The sequence below is a fragment of the Aquirufa salirivi genome, from assembly GCF_045310485.1.
GTDB lineage: Bacteria > Bacteroidota > Bacteroidia > Cytophagales > Spirosomataceae > Aquirufa > Aquirufa salirivi.
The window spans coordinates 119491-134758 of record NZ_JBEWZH010000008.1 but is presented as its reverse complement, the minus strand read 5'-3'; the positions used below and the strand labels follow the sequence as shown (position 1 = coordinate 134758).

Here is a 15268-nt window from a genome sequence, read left to right as displayed (position 1 = left end):
AATTGGACGTTTTCTATGCGCTGTGGAGAAAAACTTCTGCTGGAATACTGAAATAATTTTTAAGTTTTTGAGCCATCTTTAACGTGATTTCACGCTTTCCGGAAAGAATTGCTGAAACGTGTCCTTTGCTTCCAATTATTGGCTCAAGATCTTTTGCTTTCATTCCCATTTCCTGCATCTTATACTTAATAACCTCCAAAGCATCGAGCTCAGGTAATTCATACTGTTTTTCATCGAAATCCTTTACAAGAACAATCAACAAATCCAACTCATCACCTTCAGGCGTGTTTGGCTCAGCATGAAATATTTCCATCAATCTCATGGAAGCTTTATTGTAATCCTCTTCGGTTTTTAATACTTTCCAGTTCATCATCATCATCATTTTTTATAGTTCAAGATTGAGGTATCAAAATCAACAGTTTCTACATTAATTTTATCGTAATCTTTATGCGGTCCAAACCAAATTACATAGCAAGCTTTCTGAGTAAAATTTATGGAAACCACTAAACGGAAATCATTTCCTTTAATATTGAAGACAACTCTTTCATTATTTACAACACTTGCATTTCCATAAATTTGTTTGAGCTCATTAAAGTTTTGAAAATCTAATTTTGAAAATTCATTGTACCAAATGAGTAATGGCGTTTTGGCAATGGAGTATTTTTCGGTGTAAAATAAAATTGTTTTCCTTACCAGAATTTTCATGTTACAAACCTAATTAATAGTTTGCAATTTGCAAACTATTTTGTTTAAATTGAAATTCATGTAAGAAATTGACACATCCGCTAACAGCACCTACAAGAAATTGGCGATTCAGTGCTTAGATGAAGCTTTTTGCTTCGTATCAAGTTTGATGATAAAATTCACCACTTCGCCAAGCCCCGCACCGTTAAGTGAATGCCACTCCACAAAAAAAGCTCATTAGAATCACTAATGAGCTTTTTTTATGAACTTCAAATCATGTTCTAGACTTTTAAGAACCATTTTTTTCGGTAAAAGACATAGCAAATGATCCAACAAAGCAGTACAAAGCTGATGGCATAGGCCAAAGAGCCGTTGTATTTGCCTAATACAGGTTCAAAAATGTGCCAATACATCCAATTGCTGGCTGAAGTAGTACCATCACCTTCAGCTATTTGCCATTTGTTTAATTGGATAGCTAAGAGTTCTGAAATACCATAGGCTAAAATAGAATTGGTACCAAAGACCAAGAAAAATGTATTGGCAAATTTCCTTTCTTTGATTTCAATCCACCAATAGATCAATGCAATTAACAGGAAGTCGATGCCAGCACATAGTAATACAAAAGAACTCGACCATAGCTTTTTGTTGATCGGAAAGGCTAAATCCCAAATCAAAGCCAAGACAATAAGACCTGCTCCAGCAATTACCAATGGGAAAGTTACTTCTTTGCCATCTAACCTTCTTTTCTCTAAAAATAGGCTTACCTGATAACCAAATAAACAGGTAGAAAAGGCCGGTAGCGTACTTAAAAGTCCTTCTGGGTCAAAAGCAATACCATCTCCGTGATATAAATGTGAAGGACCAAATAAGAATAAATCAAGTTTACGGACAGCATTGGTACCTAAATCAAAGGCCGCCCCATGGTCGCCAAAAACGAGCATTAAAATCCAGTACAGCAATAGAATGGCTACATTCACTGCAGTAAGCCACTTCTCTTTGACAAGCAAAACAATGAATGAAATGGCACAATATGACAGTGCTATCCTAGGCAATACGTTGAGGAAACGCATGTTTTCAAAAGAAAAATCGAGGAATGGAAAGTAGAAAATCAGGTAATTGATCAGGAATAATAAGACCGTTCTTTTTAAAATCTTATTTCTTAATGCCGGTGTCAATTGGAATTGAAACGACTTGAATGCAAAGCGCATCGCTACTCCCACCATAAATAAGAAGGAAGGGAAAACTAGGTCGGTAGGAGTGAATCCATGCCAACTAGCATGTTTTAATGGAGCGTAGGTAAACTCCCCATTTCCAGAGGTATTTACCAAAATCATCATGGCTAAGGTGATACCCCGAAAAATGTCTAAAGAGAGAAAGCGTGTTTTCATGTAGGTTTAGTTTGAAAAATAAAAAGGAATCACTTGTTGGGTGATTTTGTCCGTAAATCTAAAATAATATTTGCCAGAAACGAGGGGAGGGGGATAAAAATCTTGTTGGGTATTGGTCCATAAAAATTCATGAATAACAACGCCCCAATTACTAATTAGCTCCACTTTGATCTCCGTAGCTAGTTCTCGATCTAAATGAATAGCTTCTCCTAAGGACAGCACATTGGGATAGATTCGAATCTTCGGCTTTTCCAAAGCAGCAGTACTTAGAATGGGATTTAATAGTTTATCGATTCGGTTAAAATTGGGAACTCCGTATCCCAAAGAATTGTCGGGATTGTTACTTTGATGGCCCGACTGCCTTATGGCATTCATCACTTGCCACGGAGATTTGGTGGGGTTTGCTTGTAAGGTTCCTGCAACTAATCCTGCGATGAGGGGAGCCGCAAAAGATGTTCCATTGGAGGTGCTAAACGTTCCTAGGTATGTACCAATTACGGTAGATTGACCCATGGCGGCCACATCGGGTTTGATTCGTCCATCGGAACTCGGTCCCCAAGAGCTAAAATTGGCTCGAAGCATGGATTTGTCTACCGCAGCCACGGCTAAAATGGAGTCGGCATCGGCGGGAGAGGCGATGTATTTCCAAGCTGCCGCCCCCTCATTTCCTGCTGAAATAGTACAAATAATACCTCTTTGCGCAGCCCAAGCCGCTGCTTTACTACTTAAAGCCGTTTTGCCATTCATTTCAGCGTAGGTATGATTGCTTAATTTAAGGTCAAATACCGTATAGCCTAAAGAGGAACTAAGGATGTCGGTTCCTAAACTATCCGCCCATTCAGCTCCTCGAAGCCAGTTGACCTCTTCCACTATTTTTTCTGTACCTCCTTCTTCGGTTTGGGCTAGTGCCAACTGGGCTTGATAAGCAGTGCCAATCAGTTTGCCGGGAGTATATGCAGCAATAGTACTCAAGACATGCGTTCCATGTGAACCTCGACTATATACGTCGGTCAAACCAGGCGTTGTCGTTAGGGTGGCGATGATTCTTTTTTCGGTAAAAGCTTTTTGAAGATAAGGGGTATTATTGGCATTTAAGAAGCCTTCGTCCAACAAGGTAATTAGGACGCCCTCACCATGAAAACCCTTCAGATGCATGTTATTAACCCCCAATTGACTAATCTGTGTGCTTGAATTCCCATAATCTAAACTATCAGCTAAGGTCATGGATGCTTGGGCTAATTCGGGGAGTTTAGGTTTTTTCTTTAAAATCTGAAAACTCGAACTGGAATCAATGGGGTAAGCATAATATAAACCTTTGACGCCAGCCTGGCTTAGGGTTTTGGCCAAATCTTTGGGCTTTTGTTGAATAAGAGCACCATTGATCCATTTTAATGGAAATACTATTTTGGCTCCGCTTTTTTGAACGTTTATGAGATATTCGGGGTTTACAGGTAGGTCTTGTTCTTGTAAGGCAATCTTAAATTTCTTTCTACGTTCTATCGATCGAGTGCTAAGGAATTTATCTGCTTGAGATAAAGAATATGGAGAGTTAGCTTTGTCTTTAAATAAAATGAGGTATCGGTAGCTGTCATTCTGAGCCAAAGTCTGGGTGCAGGTTAACAGTAAACTGATAAAAACAAGGAGATACAGCGGTTTAATGCAAGACATTAAGCTAATATATTTAATTAATGTGTAAATTTGGTTGTTTCAAACAGAATTTGATGAAAAGCGCTAGTCAACGTTTTTTCTTGGTGCTCTTGTCGGCATGGCTTTTGATAGGTCATGTGGGCTTTGCTTACCGTATCTCAGATTGTTTGATTACAGGAAAAAAGAAGCTGACTTGGTCCGCACCGTCGTCTCCCCAATCTTCTTCCTCATCCAAAGAAACAAGTATTTCTCGGGCAGCTTGTTATGAATATGCCCATATTCAGGTCAAATTTAGTTTTGATCAGCAAATCAAAAAGGTTCAAAATACCCTAGATCAAACGCAGCTTTGTTCGGAGGTGTTCGTCCCTAAATTACCTAGTCAAGCTATTTTAATAGCCATTGATTCGGAAAAACCCATTCAGGCATCTATATATCTGAAGCCATTGCAGGAGCGACTGGCTTTTATACAGCGTTACAATATTTGATGGGAAAAAATTCAGATTGAATTTTTTTCTCATTCTTATTGTAATCTTATGTCAATTCACCGAATTATATTGTTGGGATTGCTTTTTACCTTCACGGTAGCATTGCCCTATAGCTTTGGACAAGTGGTTCAAGGCCGAGTTATGAGCTTAGATGCTCAAGGAAATATGGAGGACCTTGTGGGCGCTTCCGTGTATTTTAGACCTATTAAAAAAGGAACTTTAACCGATGTTAAAGGGGCCTTTTCCTTGGATGTGCAAGGAAAAACAGGTTGGATGCTTTTTAGCTCAACAGGTTTTATTAGTGATTCCATTTTTGTGGAGAGCAATCAATTTTTACATGTTCATTTAAAAGCGGCCAACAAAGAGTTGAGTGAAGTACGCGTTGTTGCCGCACCAGGAAATCATGATGATGTAGCGACGCTTCATACAGAAATCTTAACGATGAAGACATTGGCCAAAGCTGCCTGTTGTAATTTATCGGAAAGCTTTGAAACCAATGCGTCTGTATCCGTCAGCTTTGCGGATGCTGTAACTGGTGCCAAGCAGATTCAATTGCTAGGATTATCTGGTACTTACGTGCAAACGAATGTGGAAAATATTCCCTCCATTCGCGGATTAAAAACCACCTATGGCTTGAATTATTTACCGGGTACTTGGATTAAATCCATCGATTTGGCGAAAGGTCAAAGCTCCGTAGTTAATGGCTATGAGTCGATTACCGGAGGAATTAATGTGGAATTAGCCAAGCCAGATACATCAGAAAAGTATTTTTTGAATGTATATACAAATTCACAAGGTCGATTTGAGATCAATCAACAGGGGGCACATAAATTCAACTCGAGATTGTCCACTGGACTTTTTACACATTATTCGAAGCAAGCAGCTCGTTTGGATGGGAATAAAGATGGGTTTATGGATTTGCCGCTTTTCGACTTATGGAATGTACTGAATCGCTGGAAGTATTCTACGGATCGTTGGATGGTTCAATGGGGTGCTTCGTATTTACATGAAAACCGTTTGGCAGGTCAAAATAACTTTGATGAAAATACGTCTAATCGCTTTTTAGTATATGGATTTGGCAGTAAGACTTCACGTTTTGAAACCTTTGCCAAGATTGCCCGTTTATTCCCGGATAAACCTTATCAAGGTTTAGGTTTGATTTTGAATACGGCTCAGCATCAAAATGACTCATATTTTGCCTTCAAAAATTATGTGGGCAGAGAGCAAAGCATGTATGCCAATTTGATTTATCAATCCATTTTTGATAATACCAATCATAGCTGGAAAGCAGGAGCTAGTTTTTTATATGATTCCTACCAAGAGCGTTACATTGACTCATCATTTGCTCGAACGGAGATAGTACCGGGTGCATTTTTCGAATACACGTGGACGGTACCTAATCACCTAACGATGGTGTTGGGTAATCGGATTGATTGGCACAATCAATTTGGTGCGCAATGGGTTCCAAGATGGCATTTGAAGTGGGATGCGGCAGAAGATTGGATCGTGCGATTATCAGCAGGAAAGGGCTGGCGACGGGTGAATCCATTGGCAGAAAATATGGGTTTTCTAGCTAATGGTAGGCGATTGCTCGTTTTAGGAGACCAGAATCCTATGGAAAAAGCATGGAATTTTGGGGCTACTTTGACGAAGAATTTTCAAATTGGGACAAGAAAAGGAAGTCTAGTATTGGATGCTTTCCGTACGGATTTTGAAAAGCAATGGATGGTGGATATGGAGAATGGGGGTGAGATTCGCATGTATAGTAATCCAGGAGTATCATTTGCAAACAGTTGGCAGGCAGAATTAAATTATAGTCCTGCGAAACGTTTGGAGTTGAAGGCAGCTTACCGCTACCAAGATGTTCAGGCAGATTATTTGACTTTGAAAGGGACCTTAAATCGCTTATCTAAGGCCTATTTGAATAAGGATCGGGTATTGGTCAATATAGCCTATTCCACGCCTTATGAGAAGTGGAAGTACGATTTGACTTGGCAATGGAATGGTAGCCGAAGAATTCCGAATGGAAGTTTAGCTCATATACATGATGTGGGTAGTCCAATATTAACGGCGACAGCTTTTTCCACGGTATATGCACAAGTCACTCGCCAATTCAAAAAGTGGGAAATGTATGTAGGTGCTGAAAATCTGTTTAATTTTACTCAAGCTAATCCGATTATGTCGGCCAAAGATCCTTTTAGTCGGGGATTTGATGCCACCATGGTGTGGGGGCCTATTGTAGGTCGGATGATTTATACAGGAATGCGTTATAAAATTCAATAAATAGAAAAACAATGAAAAATGTAATCATGATGGCAGGTCTTATGTTGGGAACATATGGCTTGATGGCACAAGAAAAGCAAGAGCATAAGCACGACACCAGCAAAGCGGGTGCGGATAAGAAAGAAGTATATCAATGTCCGATGAAATGTGAAGGAAACAAGACCTACGCTAAAAAAGGGAAATGTCCAGCTTGCACCATGGAATTAAAAGCAGTTAAAAAAGCAGCCTAATGAAAAAACTAGTTTTAGCGGCCTTATTGGCTTTGCCTTTTGCTACCTTGGCGGGGCCAAAACAAACGGTTAAAATCAAAACCTCGGCCATATGTGAAATGTGCAAAGAGCGCATCGAGAAGAATTTAGCTTTGAGCAAGGGAATTTCAAAATCAGACTTGGACTTGAAAGACAAGACTATTTCGGTAGAATACAATCCTAAAAAGACAGATGTTGCAGCCATCAAGCGCGCCATTGCTGAAGTGGGATATGATGCCGATGAAGTTGTGGCTGATAGCAAGAGTTACGAGAAACTACCTTCTTGCTGCAAGAAAGGTGCAGCTACTATGGCTCATTAATAGTAGAGAAAAACTCAACATCAACGCTCTTTTTCTAACGCTGGCAAGGTTCCAAACCTTGACAGCGTTGAGCGTTGTAACGTTTTTCAACACAATTTTGTTGTCCAATAACTTGATAACGTTGGATTAGTGAGCTTTCATGCTTAGGGCTATTCGCTTGCGAGCTTCATCTACTTCAGTGACAGTGACTAGTACTTTTTGCTGGACTTTCACCACTTCATTCGGGTCTTTAACGAATTTGTCGGCCAGTTGGCTTACATGCACTAAGCCATCTTGATGTACTCCAATATCCACAAAAGCACCAAAATTGGTGATGTTGGTCACAATACCTGCTAGCTTCATTCCTACACGTAAATCCTTAATGGAGTTTACCCCCTCCGTAAATTCAAAAGCCTCAAACTGCTCTCTAGGATCACGACCGGGTTTAGCCAATTCCTGAACGATATCGGTCAGGGTAGGGATTCCTACTTCAGCACTTACGTATTTACTTATTTGTATTTGCTTTCGTAAGGCTTCATTTTGAAGAAGATCAGCCACTTTACATTGTAAATCCTTGGCCATTTGCTCTACAATGGCATAACGTTCTGGATGCACAGCACTGGCATCCAAAGGATTACTCGCTTTGCGAATACGTAAAAATGCGGCGGCTTGTTCAAAGGCTTTTTCCCCTAAACGAGGAACTTTCTTTAGATCAGATCGACGTAAGAAAGGGCCATTTTTTTGTCGGTAATCCATGATATTTTGGGCTAACTGCGGTCCTAAGCCAGAAATATAAGATAGGATTTGTTTGGAAGCAGTATTCAATTCAACGCCTACCGAGTTAACACATGAAATGACGGTATCGTCCAAGGATGCTTGTAATTTCTTCTGGTCTACATCATGCTGGTATTGTCCCACCCCGATCGACTTAGGGTCAATCTTCACTAATTCAGCTAAAGGATCCATGAGTCGGCGACCAATGGACACCGCTCCACGAACGGTAATGTCTTTATCTGGAAACTCTTCTCGAGCCACATCCGAAGCAGAATAGATGGAGGCTCCACTTTCATTCACCATGATGATGCTGATGCCTTCTAGTCGGAGATTTTTCACAAAACTTTCACTCTCTCTACCTGCTGTACCATTACCAATGGCGATGGCTTCTATGTGGTATTTCTTTACCCAAGAACGTAGCGTTTGCTCGGCTTCTTGTGCCTGACCTGGGCCTGTATGTGGGTAAATGGTGGTATTCTCAATCAGATTGCCTTGTTCGTCTAAATAGACCAATTTGCAACCTGTTCTAAATCCTGGATCTAAGGAAAGGATGCGCTTTTGTCCCAATGGAGCGGCCAACAGTAATTGGCGAACATTTTCGGCAAATACCCGAATCGCTTCTTCATCGGCTCGTTTTTTGGCCTCTGCTCGCATTTCTGTTTCCATGGCTGGTTGTAAGAGCCTTTTGTAGCCATCTTGTATGGCTAATTCCACCTGATCAGCACAAGCATTACGACCCGTTAGGAATCGGCGACCCAATCGGTCTAAAACATCTTTGTCAGGTCCTTCCAAAGATAGCGCCAAAATACCCTCATTTTCTCCGCGAAATAAGGCTAATACTCGGTGGGAAGGTGCTAGGGCTAAGGACTCTGACCAATCAAAATAATCTTTGTATTTAATGCCGGCTTCTTGTTTGCCTTTGCTGACTTTGGATTTTACCTGAGTTTTTCGAGCAAAAAGCTGACGCGCATCTTCTCGGGCTTCTGCTTTTTCCATCATTTCTTCTGCCAAAATATCCCGCGCACCCGCTAGGGCGATATCCAAAGCAATTACGCCTTTTTCTTCATCTAAAAATTTCTCTGCTAGATTCTCAGGCGAAAGATTCCTTTGTTGAAATAAAGCATTGGCTAATTCCTGTAGACCTTTTTCTCGAGCGGCCATCGCACGGGTCTTGCGTTTAGGTTTATACGGTAGGTACAAGTCTTCTAGTTTAGCCAAGGTTTCGGCGGCACGAACAGCTCTTTCTAGTTCAGGGCTAAGTTTATCCAGCTCTTTTAAAGACTTTAAAATTGCTTCTCCGCGCTTTTCTAATTCGACAGAAAGTTCCATGGCGTCCCGAATATCACGGATTTGAACCTCATCCAAACTCCCCGTCATCTCTTTTCGATAACGGGCAATAAAGGGGATGGTAGCACCTTCTTCTAACAGGGCAATGGTTTTACGAACGGCATTTTCGCTTAGCTGCAAGCTAGCGGCTATTTTTTGAAAAGGAATGGACATAAGAGAAATAAGAAACAGGCCTTGATTTATTCGTTAGTTTCAGGGAATTCATTGTAGAAATACCCAGCGAACTTCCAGATTTCCTGGATTTCAGTGCCTAGGATAGGATAGGGGTCGTAGAGTTTGTTGGTCGACTTTAAGATCAACACATTTTTCTCTTGTAAGTGGTTGATGACTTTTTTCAACACTACCCCGTCTTCGCGAGTCACTACGATACAGATGGTGCCATCTTTGATGTCTTTCCAATCTTCTACGTATTCGGCAAATACCAAAGAACCAGATTGTAAAGGTAGCATGGAATCCCCTTTGATCGGAAATACACGGTATTTACGGTCTTTGGTTAAAAAAGGAACTTGAAAAGTCGGTAATTCTTTGATAAACTCTAGGTCGTCATAGGAGGTAGTATATCCTGCCAAAGCTTTCACAGGTACCATCTCAATATTTTCCTCATTATCGCCGTTAACCGTGGTGGCTAAAATACGTAGCTTAGGTTTATTGGATAAGCCTGGGATTCTTTTGGCTAAATCTTCCTTGAGTAATTCGTCCACTTCAACCTCGAAAAAGTTCGCCAATAAGATCAAATCTGCATATTTGGGCTCTGCTCTTCCTGACTCATAAGAGCCCAAAGTAGGTTTTTTTATTTGTAAGATTTCAGCCAGTTTTTCTTGGGAAGTTTTCTCCGACATTTTGCTGCGTAAGAATCGTAAATTCTGGCTAAAAAAAGTGCTCATGTATGTTGCTTATTAATGTAAAATGAATAAAATTCGTATCCAATTTTGGAGATCATTTGTATCGAAATTACAAAAGGTATTCAGAATACCCAAATATCTATCAATTTTATGCAAGAGCGCGCCATTGTTCATATGGATTTGGACAGTTTCTTTGTCTCTGTCGAAAGACTACGAGACAGTGCCTTGGTGGGTAAGCCCGTGATTGTCGGGGGCTTATCTGATCGAGGTGTCGTGGCGGCTTGTAGTTATGAAACTCGTGCTTTTGGCGTACGCTCTGCTATGCCGATGCGGATGGCCATGCGACTTTGTCCTGATGCTATCGTGTTACGAGGCGACCTAGAAGCTTATTCCCAATACTCCGAAGCGGTGACCTCCTTGATTATGGATCGCGCGCCTTTGGTAGAAAAGGCTTCCATCGATGAGTTTTATTTGGATATGACAGGTATGGAGCGCTTTTTTGGCGCCTATCGTTTTGCGACCGATTTACGAGAACGTATTCAGAAACAAACAGGTTTACAGATTTCTTTTGGTTTGTCGGTCAATAAAACCGTATCTAAAGTGGCCACCAACTATGTGAAACCTGCGGGTCAATACCAGGTGTTGGCGGGAGAAGAAAAGGCTTTCTTGGCACCTATGCCCGTGGGAAAAATCCCAATGATCGGGTCGGTGACGGCTCAAACATTGCGGAATATGGGAATCGTACATGTAGGAACTTTGAGTCAAATGCCCTTGAAAGTGCTGGAGCGTAGTTTTGGTAAGTCGGGCGTGATGCTTTGGGAGCGTGCCAATGGGATCGATCTGCGACCTGTGGTACCTTATTCAGAACAAAAGTCTTTGTCGAAGGAAATGACCTTTGATCAAGACAGTACTGACGTGGTTTTGTTGAGACGGATATTAGGTTCATTGACGGAACAGTTAGCCTATGATTTACGGGGTTTGGGACAATGTACTTCTTGTGTGACGGTAAAGTTGCGCTATTCCAATTTTGATACACATACCCGACAAATCACCTTGCCTGCTGCGGCCAGTGATCATCGCTTGATTCCGGCGGTAGTGGAGCTGTTTGAGAAACTCTATGATCGCCGCTTGCTGATACGTTTGATTGGGGTGCGTTTCTCGAAATTATTGCAAGGGCAAGAGCAGTTAAATCTATTTGATGATGGTGCTCGTTTGGCACCTCTCTACCATGCCATGGATGGTTTGAAAAATCGATTTGGAGAATCTTCTATCGTACGAGCCAGTGGTTTGATGGGGCGTCATGAACGCCGTAATATCTTACCTAAATCGGAGAATTAATGTATCTCAACTGCCATTCCTATTATAGCTTGCGTTATGGAACGCTGTCTCCCGAGGCTTTGGTGGAGGCGGCTGCGGCGCAGGGTATTAAGGCTTTGGCATTGACCGACATACACCGAGTATCAGGAATCTATGATTTTCTTCAGGCTTGCCGAGTGGCCAATATCAAGCCCGTGGTGGGTATGGAGTTTCGGCAGGGAGATGCTTGTTATTATATTTGTTTAGCCAAAAATGCTTCTGGATTGGCTCAAATTAACGCTTTTGCGAGTCGACATCTTTTGTCTTCTAAGCCTTGGCCAGACAGGCCGCCTAGTTCACCGGATGTGTGGACCATCTTTCCTTTGGCACGTCGAGAACAAATAAAAAGCTTAGGTCCTCAGGAGCGTTGGGGAGTCAGAGCCAGTGATCGAAACAAATTGTGGAAAGAGCAAGATTGGGCTTCTTTGGTTTGGTGTCATCCTTTTACCTTTTTGGATAAACGAGCATTTTCTATGCACCGTTTGTTGCGGGCGATCGACCACAATGTGTTATTGAGCAAGCTACCGCTGGAGGCACAAGCCCAAGACGATGAACGTTTGTATAGCCCAGCGGAATTGGCGGGTTTTTGTGCCGACTTCCCGAGCTTGTTGGAAGAAGCTGAGCGTATCTTGGAGAGTTGTGAGTTTTCTTTTGAGTTTAAGGTTAGCAAAAACCGGAAATTATTTAGTGCTAGTCAGGATGACGATCAGGCTTTACTGGCTAAACTAGCCTATGAGGGGATGCTATACCGTTATCCTCATTCCCCCAAAGAGGCAAAAGATCGGATCAAAAAAGAGCTTCAGGTGATTCATGACCTCTCTTTTGAGTCATATTTTCTGATTACTTGGGACATCATTCGCTATGCTCGCTCGAGGGGTTATTTTCATGTGGGACGGGGTAGCGGTGCAAATTCCATTGTGGCCTATTGTTTGGGAATTACGGATGTGGATCCCATTGAGCTGGATTTGTATTTTGAGCGCTTCATTAATCCTCAGCGAACGAGTCCCCCTGATTTTGACATTGATTTTTCCTGGGATGAGCGCGATGAGATTATTGATTACATTTTCAAGCGATATGGGTCGCAATATGTTTGCCTGTTGGCTACCTATGTGACCTTTCGCGATCGTTCCATTTACCGGGAATTGGCCAAGGTCTTTGGTTTGCCCAAAGCGGAGATCGATGCTTGGATAGCCCCAACGGCCGAGTTACGGCAGTCGAATTCCCAGATTCATCAATGGATTATCAAATACGGTAATTTATTGATTGATTTCCCCAATTACCTGAGCATTCATGCCGGTGGCATATTGATTTCGGATCGACCATTGTCGGAATATACCGCCTTGGAGCCTATGCCCAAGGGTTTTCCTATTTGTCAATTTGATATGTATGTAGCCGAGGAAATTGGTTTTGCGAAGTTTGATATTTTATCTCAACGAGGTTTAGGGCATATCAAAGAGGCGGTGGAGATTATTCGTCAAAACCGTGGGATCGACATCGATATCCATCGGGTGGCGGATTTTAAGCAGGATGAGCAGATCAAAATGCAGTTGGAAAGTCATGAAACGATGGGCTGTTTTTATGTCGAATCTCCAGCCATGCAGCAGTTAATCAAGAAGTTGCATTGTTCGGATTACCTGACTTTAGTGGCAGCTAGCTCCATCATTCGTCCAGGGGTGGCTAGCTCGGGTATGATGAAGGCTTATATTGAAAGGCATCATGCACCTCATTCGTATCAGCCCGTGCACCCGTTGATGGGGGACTTGATGCAGGAAACTTATGGGGTGATGGTCTATCAAGAAGATGTCATTAAAGTGGCGCATTATTTTGCGGGTTTAAGCTTGGCGGAGGCGGATGTTTTACGCCGAGGGATGTCGGGCAAATACCGTTCCAGAGGAGAATTTGAACGTATTAGGGAGCAGTTTTTTCTGAACTGTGCTGAAAAAGGTTATGAGGAGGCGGTGGCGAAGGAGGTATGGCGACAAATGGAGAGTTTCAGTGGTTATTCGTTCAGTAAGGCGCATTCGGCCAGTTTTGCGGTGGAGAGCTACCAAAGTTTGTATTTGAAGGCCTATTTTCCTTTGGAGTTTATGGTGGCAGTGATTAATAATTTTGGGGGTTTTTATCGGACGGAGTTTTACGTGCATGAGGCACGCAGGGCGGGAGGATGGGTGGAGGCACCTGAGATTAATGAAAGTAACTATTTGACACGTTTGGATGGTCAAGTGCTGTATTTGGGTTGGGTGCATGTCAAAGGCTTGGAGAAAGGTTTGGTATACGATATGCTTGAGGCGAGGAAGCTAGGCCCTTTTCTATCTTGGGAAGATTTTTGTCGGAGGGTGAGCTTGGGTTTGGAACAAGCCCTCATTCTGATTCGGATAGGGGCTTTTCGGCGATTTGGAACCGGGAAAAAAAATCTGATGTGGGAGGCTCATGCTCGTTTTCAAGGGAAAGTGTCCGAGGTGGTGGCCATGGAAATGTTTGAAGATAGTACGGAGATTGGGGTTTTGCCCACGCTGCTACATGAGCCGTTGGAAGATGCTTTTGACGAGTGGGAAATCTTGGGTTTTCCCCTCTGTTCGCCTTTCGATTTATTAGAAGAATGGCCTGTCACGAGTTTGGATGCTCGCTTGTTGGCTGACCGAGGCGATATCTTGGGTTATTTGGTGACCTTAAAACCCACTTGGACGAAAAAGGGGGATCGGATGTATTTTGGTTATTTTTTGGATGCGCAAGGTGCCTTTTTTGATACGGTGCATTTTCCTTCAGATTTAAAGAAATATGCTTTTAAGGGCGGAGGCGTTTACTGGATGCAGGGGCAAGTCATGGAGGAGTTTGGTCAACGCTCCTTGCGGGTCTTACAAATGCGCAAACTAGGCTGGAAAGCGGATCCGAGGTATTAGGAATGTAGAATGAAGAATGTAGAATTGATATTCAAGTCTAATTATTGATAATTCTACATTCTTCATTCTACATTCTTCATTCTTCATTACCTCAGCTTATACGCCACAATCGATTTTTTGAAAAAAGTAGGGACATAGACCATGCGCTGCTCGGGGTTATAACCAATGTCGGCAGTATTATATTTTTTTTCACGCGTATCCAGCATCGAGGTTAATTTACCCGCTTGGTCCATGTAGTAAATTAAGCCTGGCCAACAAGAAACCACGAAATCTCCATTGCCAACTGGCTCAATGCCATCTCCACCAATCTCCGTCGTAGCGACAGGTACTAGTTTTTTGTCGGCACCAGCTTTGAAGACAACATTGGCTGTCAGCATATACAAATCATCTCCTACCGCTTTAAGTCCATTAACTCCTTTGAGATCACTTAAATAGAGGGCTGCTTTACCATTTTCAATGCGGTGAACTTTCCCCAATTTGGAATCAGAGACATATATAATCCCCTGCTTGTCAACCGTGATGTCGTTTAAGCCAGTAGCTCCTTCTACAGGTATTTTAGACGTAATTTTTCCAGTAGCTAATTGGATAAGGACCACTTCTGAGACATCAGCCACATACATTTGCTGTTTCCAAATCCCCATTCCTTTGGGAGCATTTAAGCCAGTGACCCAAGAGGCGTTTAGAATTTTACCATTTTGATCTAGTTTGGCAATTTCACCTTTGCCATCTACGTCCCAAGGTTGACCATCAATGAGTGCAGCATACAGACCACCTTGATGGTATAAAACCGACTCAGGTACCGCGAGTGTTGTATCACTTTCCCAAACTTTTTCTAAGGTATGTTGGGCTAGACTTGTCCAAGAGAGTAACGTGAGGAGTAAAAGAAGTAGGTTTTTCATAATAAAATGGATAAGTAGAATAGATATTGATGCTAATTAGATTTTCAATATACAAAATTTTGCTACATGAAATGATCAGCTAATTGGCAAAATCCTCAAAATTCACTAGGTGATTA

At 42.0% G+C, this 15268-nt stretch carries 13 protein-coding genes; 6 read left to right on the top strand and 7 right to left on the bottom strand.

Annotated features, from left to right (window positions below):
* Positions 1-13 precede the first annotated feature (13 nt).
* The 4 genes from U0R11_RS11535 to U0R11_RS11520 all read right to left on the bottom strand — a co-directional run bounded on the left by U0R11_RS11535 (position 14) and on the right by U0R11_RS11520 (position 3740).
* A complete protein-coding gene (locus U0R11_RS11535) occupies positions 14-370 on the bottom strand; it encodes a helix-turn-helix domain-containing protein (RefSeq protein ID WP_269003507.1) in 357 nt (118 codons plus the stop codon).
* A gap of 8 nt (positions 371-378) precedes the next feature.
* Positions 379-705, bottom strand: coding sequence for a type II toxin-antitoxin system HigB family toxin (locus U0R11_RS11530; RefSeq protein ID WP_406751827.1), 327 nt, complete (start codon positions 703-705; stop codon positions 379-381).
* Between the two features lie 260 nt (positions 706-965).
* Positions 966-2072 (bottom strand): acyltransferase family protein, encoded by a 1107-nt coding sequence (locus tag U0R11_RS11525; RefSeq protein WP_406751826.1) that lies wholly within the window; start codon positions 2070-2072, stop codon positions 966-968.
* Positions 2073-2078: 6 nt separating this feature from the next.
* Positions 2079-3740 carry a S8 family serine peptidase gene (locus U0R11_RS11520; protein ID WP_406751825.1) on the bottom strand — a complete coding sequence of 554 codons (1662 nt, stop codon included), beginning with the start codon at positions 3738-3740 and terminating at the stop codon, positions 2079-2081.
* 53 nt (positions 3741-3793) lie between these two features.
* Here U0R11_RS11520 and U0R11_RS11515 point away from each other — a divergent pair, with 53 nt between their 5' ends.
* Genes U0R11_RS11515 through U0R11_RS11500 form a run of 4 tightly spaced genes read left to right on the top strand, consistent with a single transcriptional unit; the run spans position 3794 to position 7055 of the window.
* Positions 3794-4204, top strand: a complete 411-nt coding sequence (locus U0R11_RS11515) for a hypothetical protein (RefSeq protein WP_406751824.1) — start codon at positions 3794-3796, stop codon at positions 4202-4204.
* A gap of 48 nt (positions 4205-4252) precedes the next feature.
* The gene (locus U0R11_RS11510; protein WP_406751823.1) at positions 4253-6487 is read left to right on the top strand and encodes a TonB-dependent receptor plug domain-containing protein; all 2235 of its coding nucleotides are present in this window, start codon (positions 4253-4255) and stop codon (positions 6485-6487) included.
* 11 nt (positions 6488-6498) lie between these two features.
* Positions 6499-6717, top strand: a complete 219-nt coding sequence (locus tag U0R11_RS11505) for a heavy metal-binding domain-containing protein (RefSeq protein ID WP_166232825.1) — start codon at positions 6499-6501, stop codon at positions 6715-6717.
* The gene (locus U0R11_RS11500; protein WP_166375772.1) at positions 6717-7055 is read left to right on the top strand and encodes a heavy-metal-associated domain-containing protein; all 339 of its coding nucleotides are present in this window, start codon (positions 6717-6719) and stop codon (positions 7053-7055) included. Before U0R11_RS11505 ends, U0R11_RS11500 begins: the two co-directional genes overlap by 1 nt.
* Positions 7056-7181: 126 nt before the next feature.
* On the opposite strand, the gene U0R11_RS11495 is transcribed toward U0R11_RS11500, so the two are convergent.
* Entirely contained in the window at positions 7182-9308 is a 2127-nt protein-coding gene (locus U0R11_RS11495) for a Tex family protein (protein ID WP_406751822.1), read from the bottom strand.
* 26 nt (positions 9309-9334) lie between these two features.
* Positions 9335-10039: an XRE family transcriptional regulator gene (locus tag U0R11_RS11490; RefSeq protein WP_166375770.1), complete on the bottom strand. Its 705-nt coding sequence runs from the start codon at positions 10037-10039 to the stop codon at positions 9335-9337.
* A 108-nt stretch (positions 10040-10147) separates the two neighbouring features.
* On the opposite strand from U0R11_RS11490, the gene dinB reads away from it, so the two are divergent.
* Positions 10148-11335, top strand: coding sequence for a DNA polymerase IV (gene dinB, locus U0R11_RS11485; protein ID WP_406751821.1), 1188 nt, complete (start codon positions 10148-10150; stop codon positions 11333-11335).
* Complete coding sequence (locus tag U0R11_RS11480; RefSeq protein WP_406751820.1) at positions 11335-14253, top strand: DNA polymerase III subunit alpha; 2919 nt, start codon at positions 11335-11337, stop codon at positions 14251-14253. The genes dinB and U0R11_RS11480 overlap by 1 nt, the downstream gene beginning before the upstream one ends.
* 86 nt (positions 14254-14339) lie before the next feature.
* On the opposite strand, the gene U0R11_RS11475 is transcribed toward U0R11_RS11480, so the two are convergent.
* A complete protein-coding gene (locus tag U0R11_RS11475) occupies positions 14340-15152 on the bottom strand; it encodes an SMP-30/gluconolactonase/LRE family protein (RefSeq protein WP_406751819.1) in 813 nt (270 codons plus the stop codon).
* Positions 15153-15268: the final 116 nt, after the last annotated feature.

What these genes read in the sequence shown, in the direction of transcription:
- U0R11_RS11510 (WP_406751823.1), top strand. Translation starts at nt 4,253, where the DNA reads ATGTCAATTCACCGAATTATATTGTTGGGATTGCTTTTTACCTTCACG.
- U0R11_RS11530 (WP_406751827.1), bottom strand. Translation starts at nt 705, where the DNA reads ATGAAAATTCTGGTAAGGAAAACAATTTTATTTTACACCGAAAAATAC.
- U0R11_RS11480 (WP_406751820.1), top strand. Translation starts at nt 11,335, where the DNA reads ATGTATCTCAACTGCCATTCCTATTATAGCTTGCGTTATGGAACGCTG.
- U0R11_RS11515 (WP_406751824.1), top strand. Translation starts at nt 3,794, where the DNA reads ATGAAAAGCGCTAGTCAACGTTTTTTCTTGGTGCTCTTGTCGGCATGG.
- U0R11_RS11525 (WP_406751826.1), bottom strand. Translation starts at nt 2,072, where the DNA reads ATGAAAACACGCTTTCTCTCTTTAGACATTTTTCGGGGTATCACCTTA.
- U0R11_RS11475 (WP_406751819.1), bottom strand. Translation starts at nt 15,152, where the DNA reads ATGAAAAACCTACTTCTTTTACTCCTCACGTTACTCTCTTGGACAAGT.
- U0R11_RS11490 (WP_166375770.1), bottom strand. Translation starts at nt 10,039, where the DNA reads ATGAGCACTTTTTTTAGCCAGAATTTACGATTCTTACGCAGCAAAATG.
- U0R11_RS11505 (WP_166232825.1), top strand. Translation starts at nt 6,499, where the DNA reads ATGAAAAATGTAATCATGATGGCAGGTCTTATGTTGGGAACATATGGC.
- U0R11_RS11495 (WP_406751822.1), bottom strand. Translation starts at nt 9,308, where the DNA reads ATGTCCATTCCTTTTCAAAAAATAGCCGCTAGCTTGCAGCTAAGCGAA.
- dinB (WP_406751821.1), top strand. Translation starts at nt 10,148, where the DNA reads ATGCAAGAGCGCGCCATTGTTCATATGGATTTGGACAGTTTCTTTGTC.
- U0R11_RS11535 (WP_269003507.1), bottom strand. Translation starts at nt 370, where the DNA reads ATGAACTGGAAAGTATTAAAAACCGAAGAGGATTACAATAAAGCTTCC.
- U0R11_RS11500 (WP_166375772.1), top strand. Translation starts at nt 6,717, where the DNA reads ATGAAAAAACTAGTTTTAGCGGCCTTATTGGCTTTGCCTTTTGCTACC.
- U0R11_RS11520 (WP_406751825.1), bottom strand. Translation starts at nt 3,740, where the DNA reads ATGTCTTGCATTAAACCGCTGTATCTCCTTGTTTTTATCAGTTTACTG.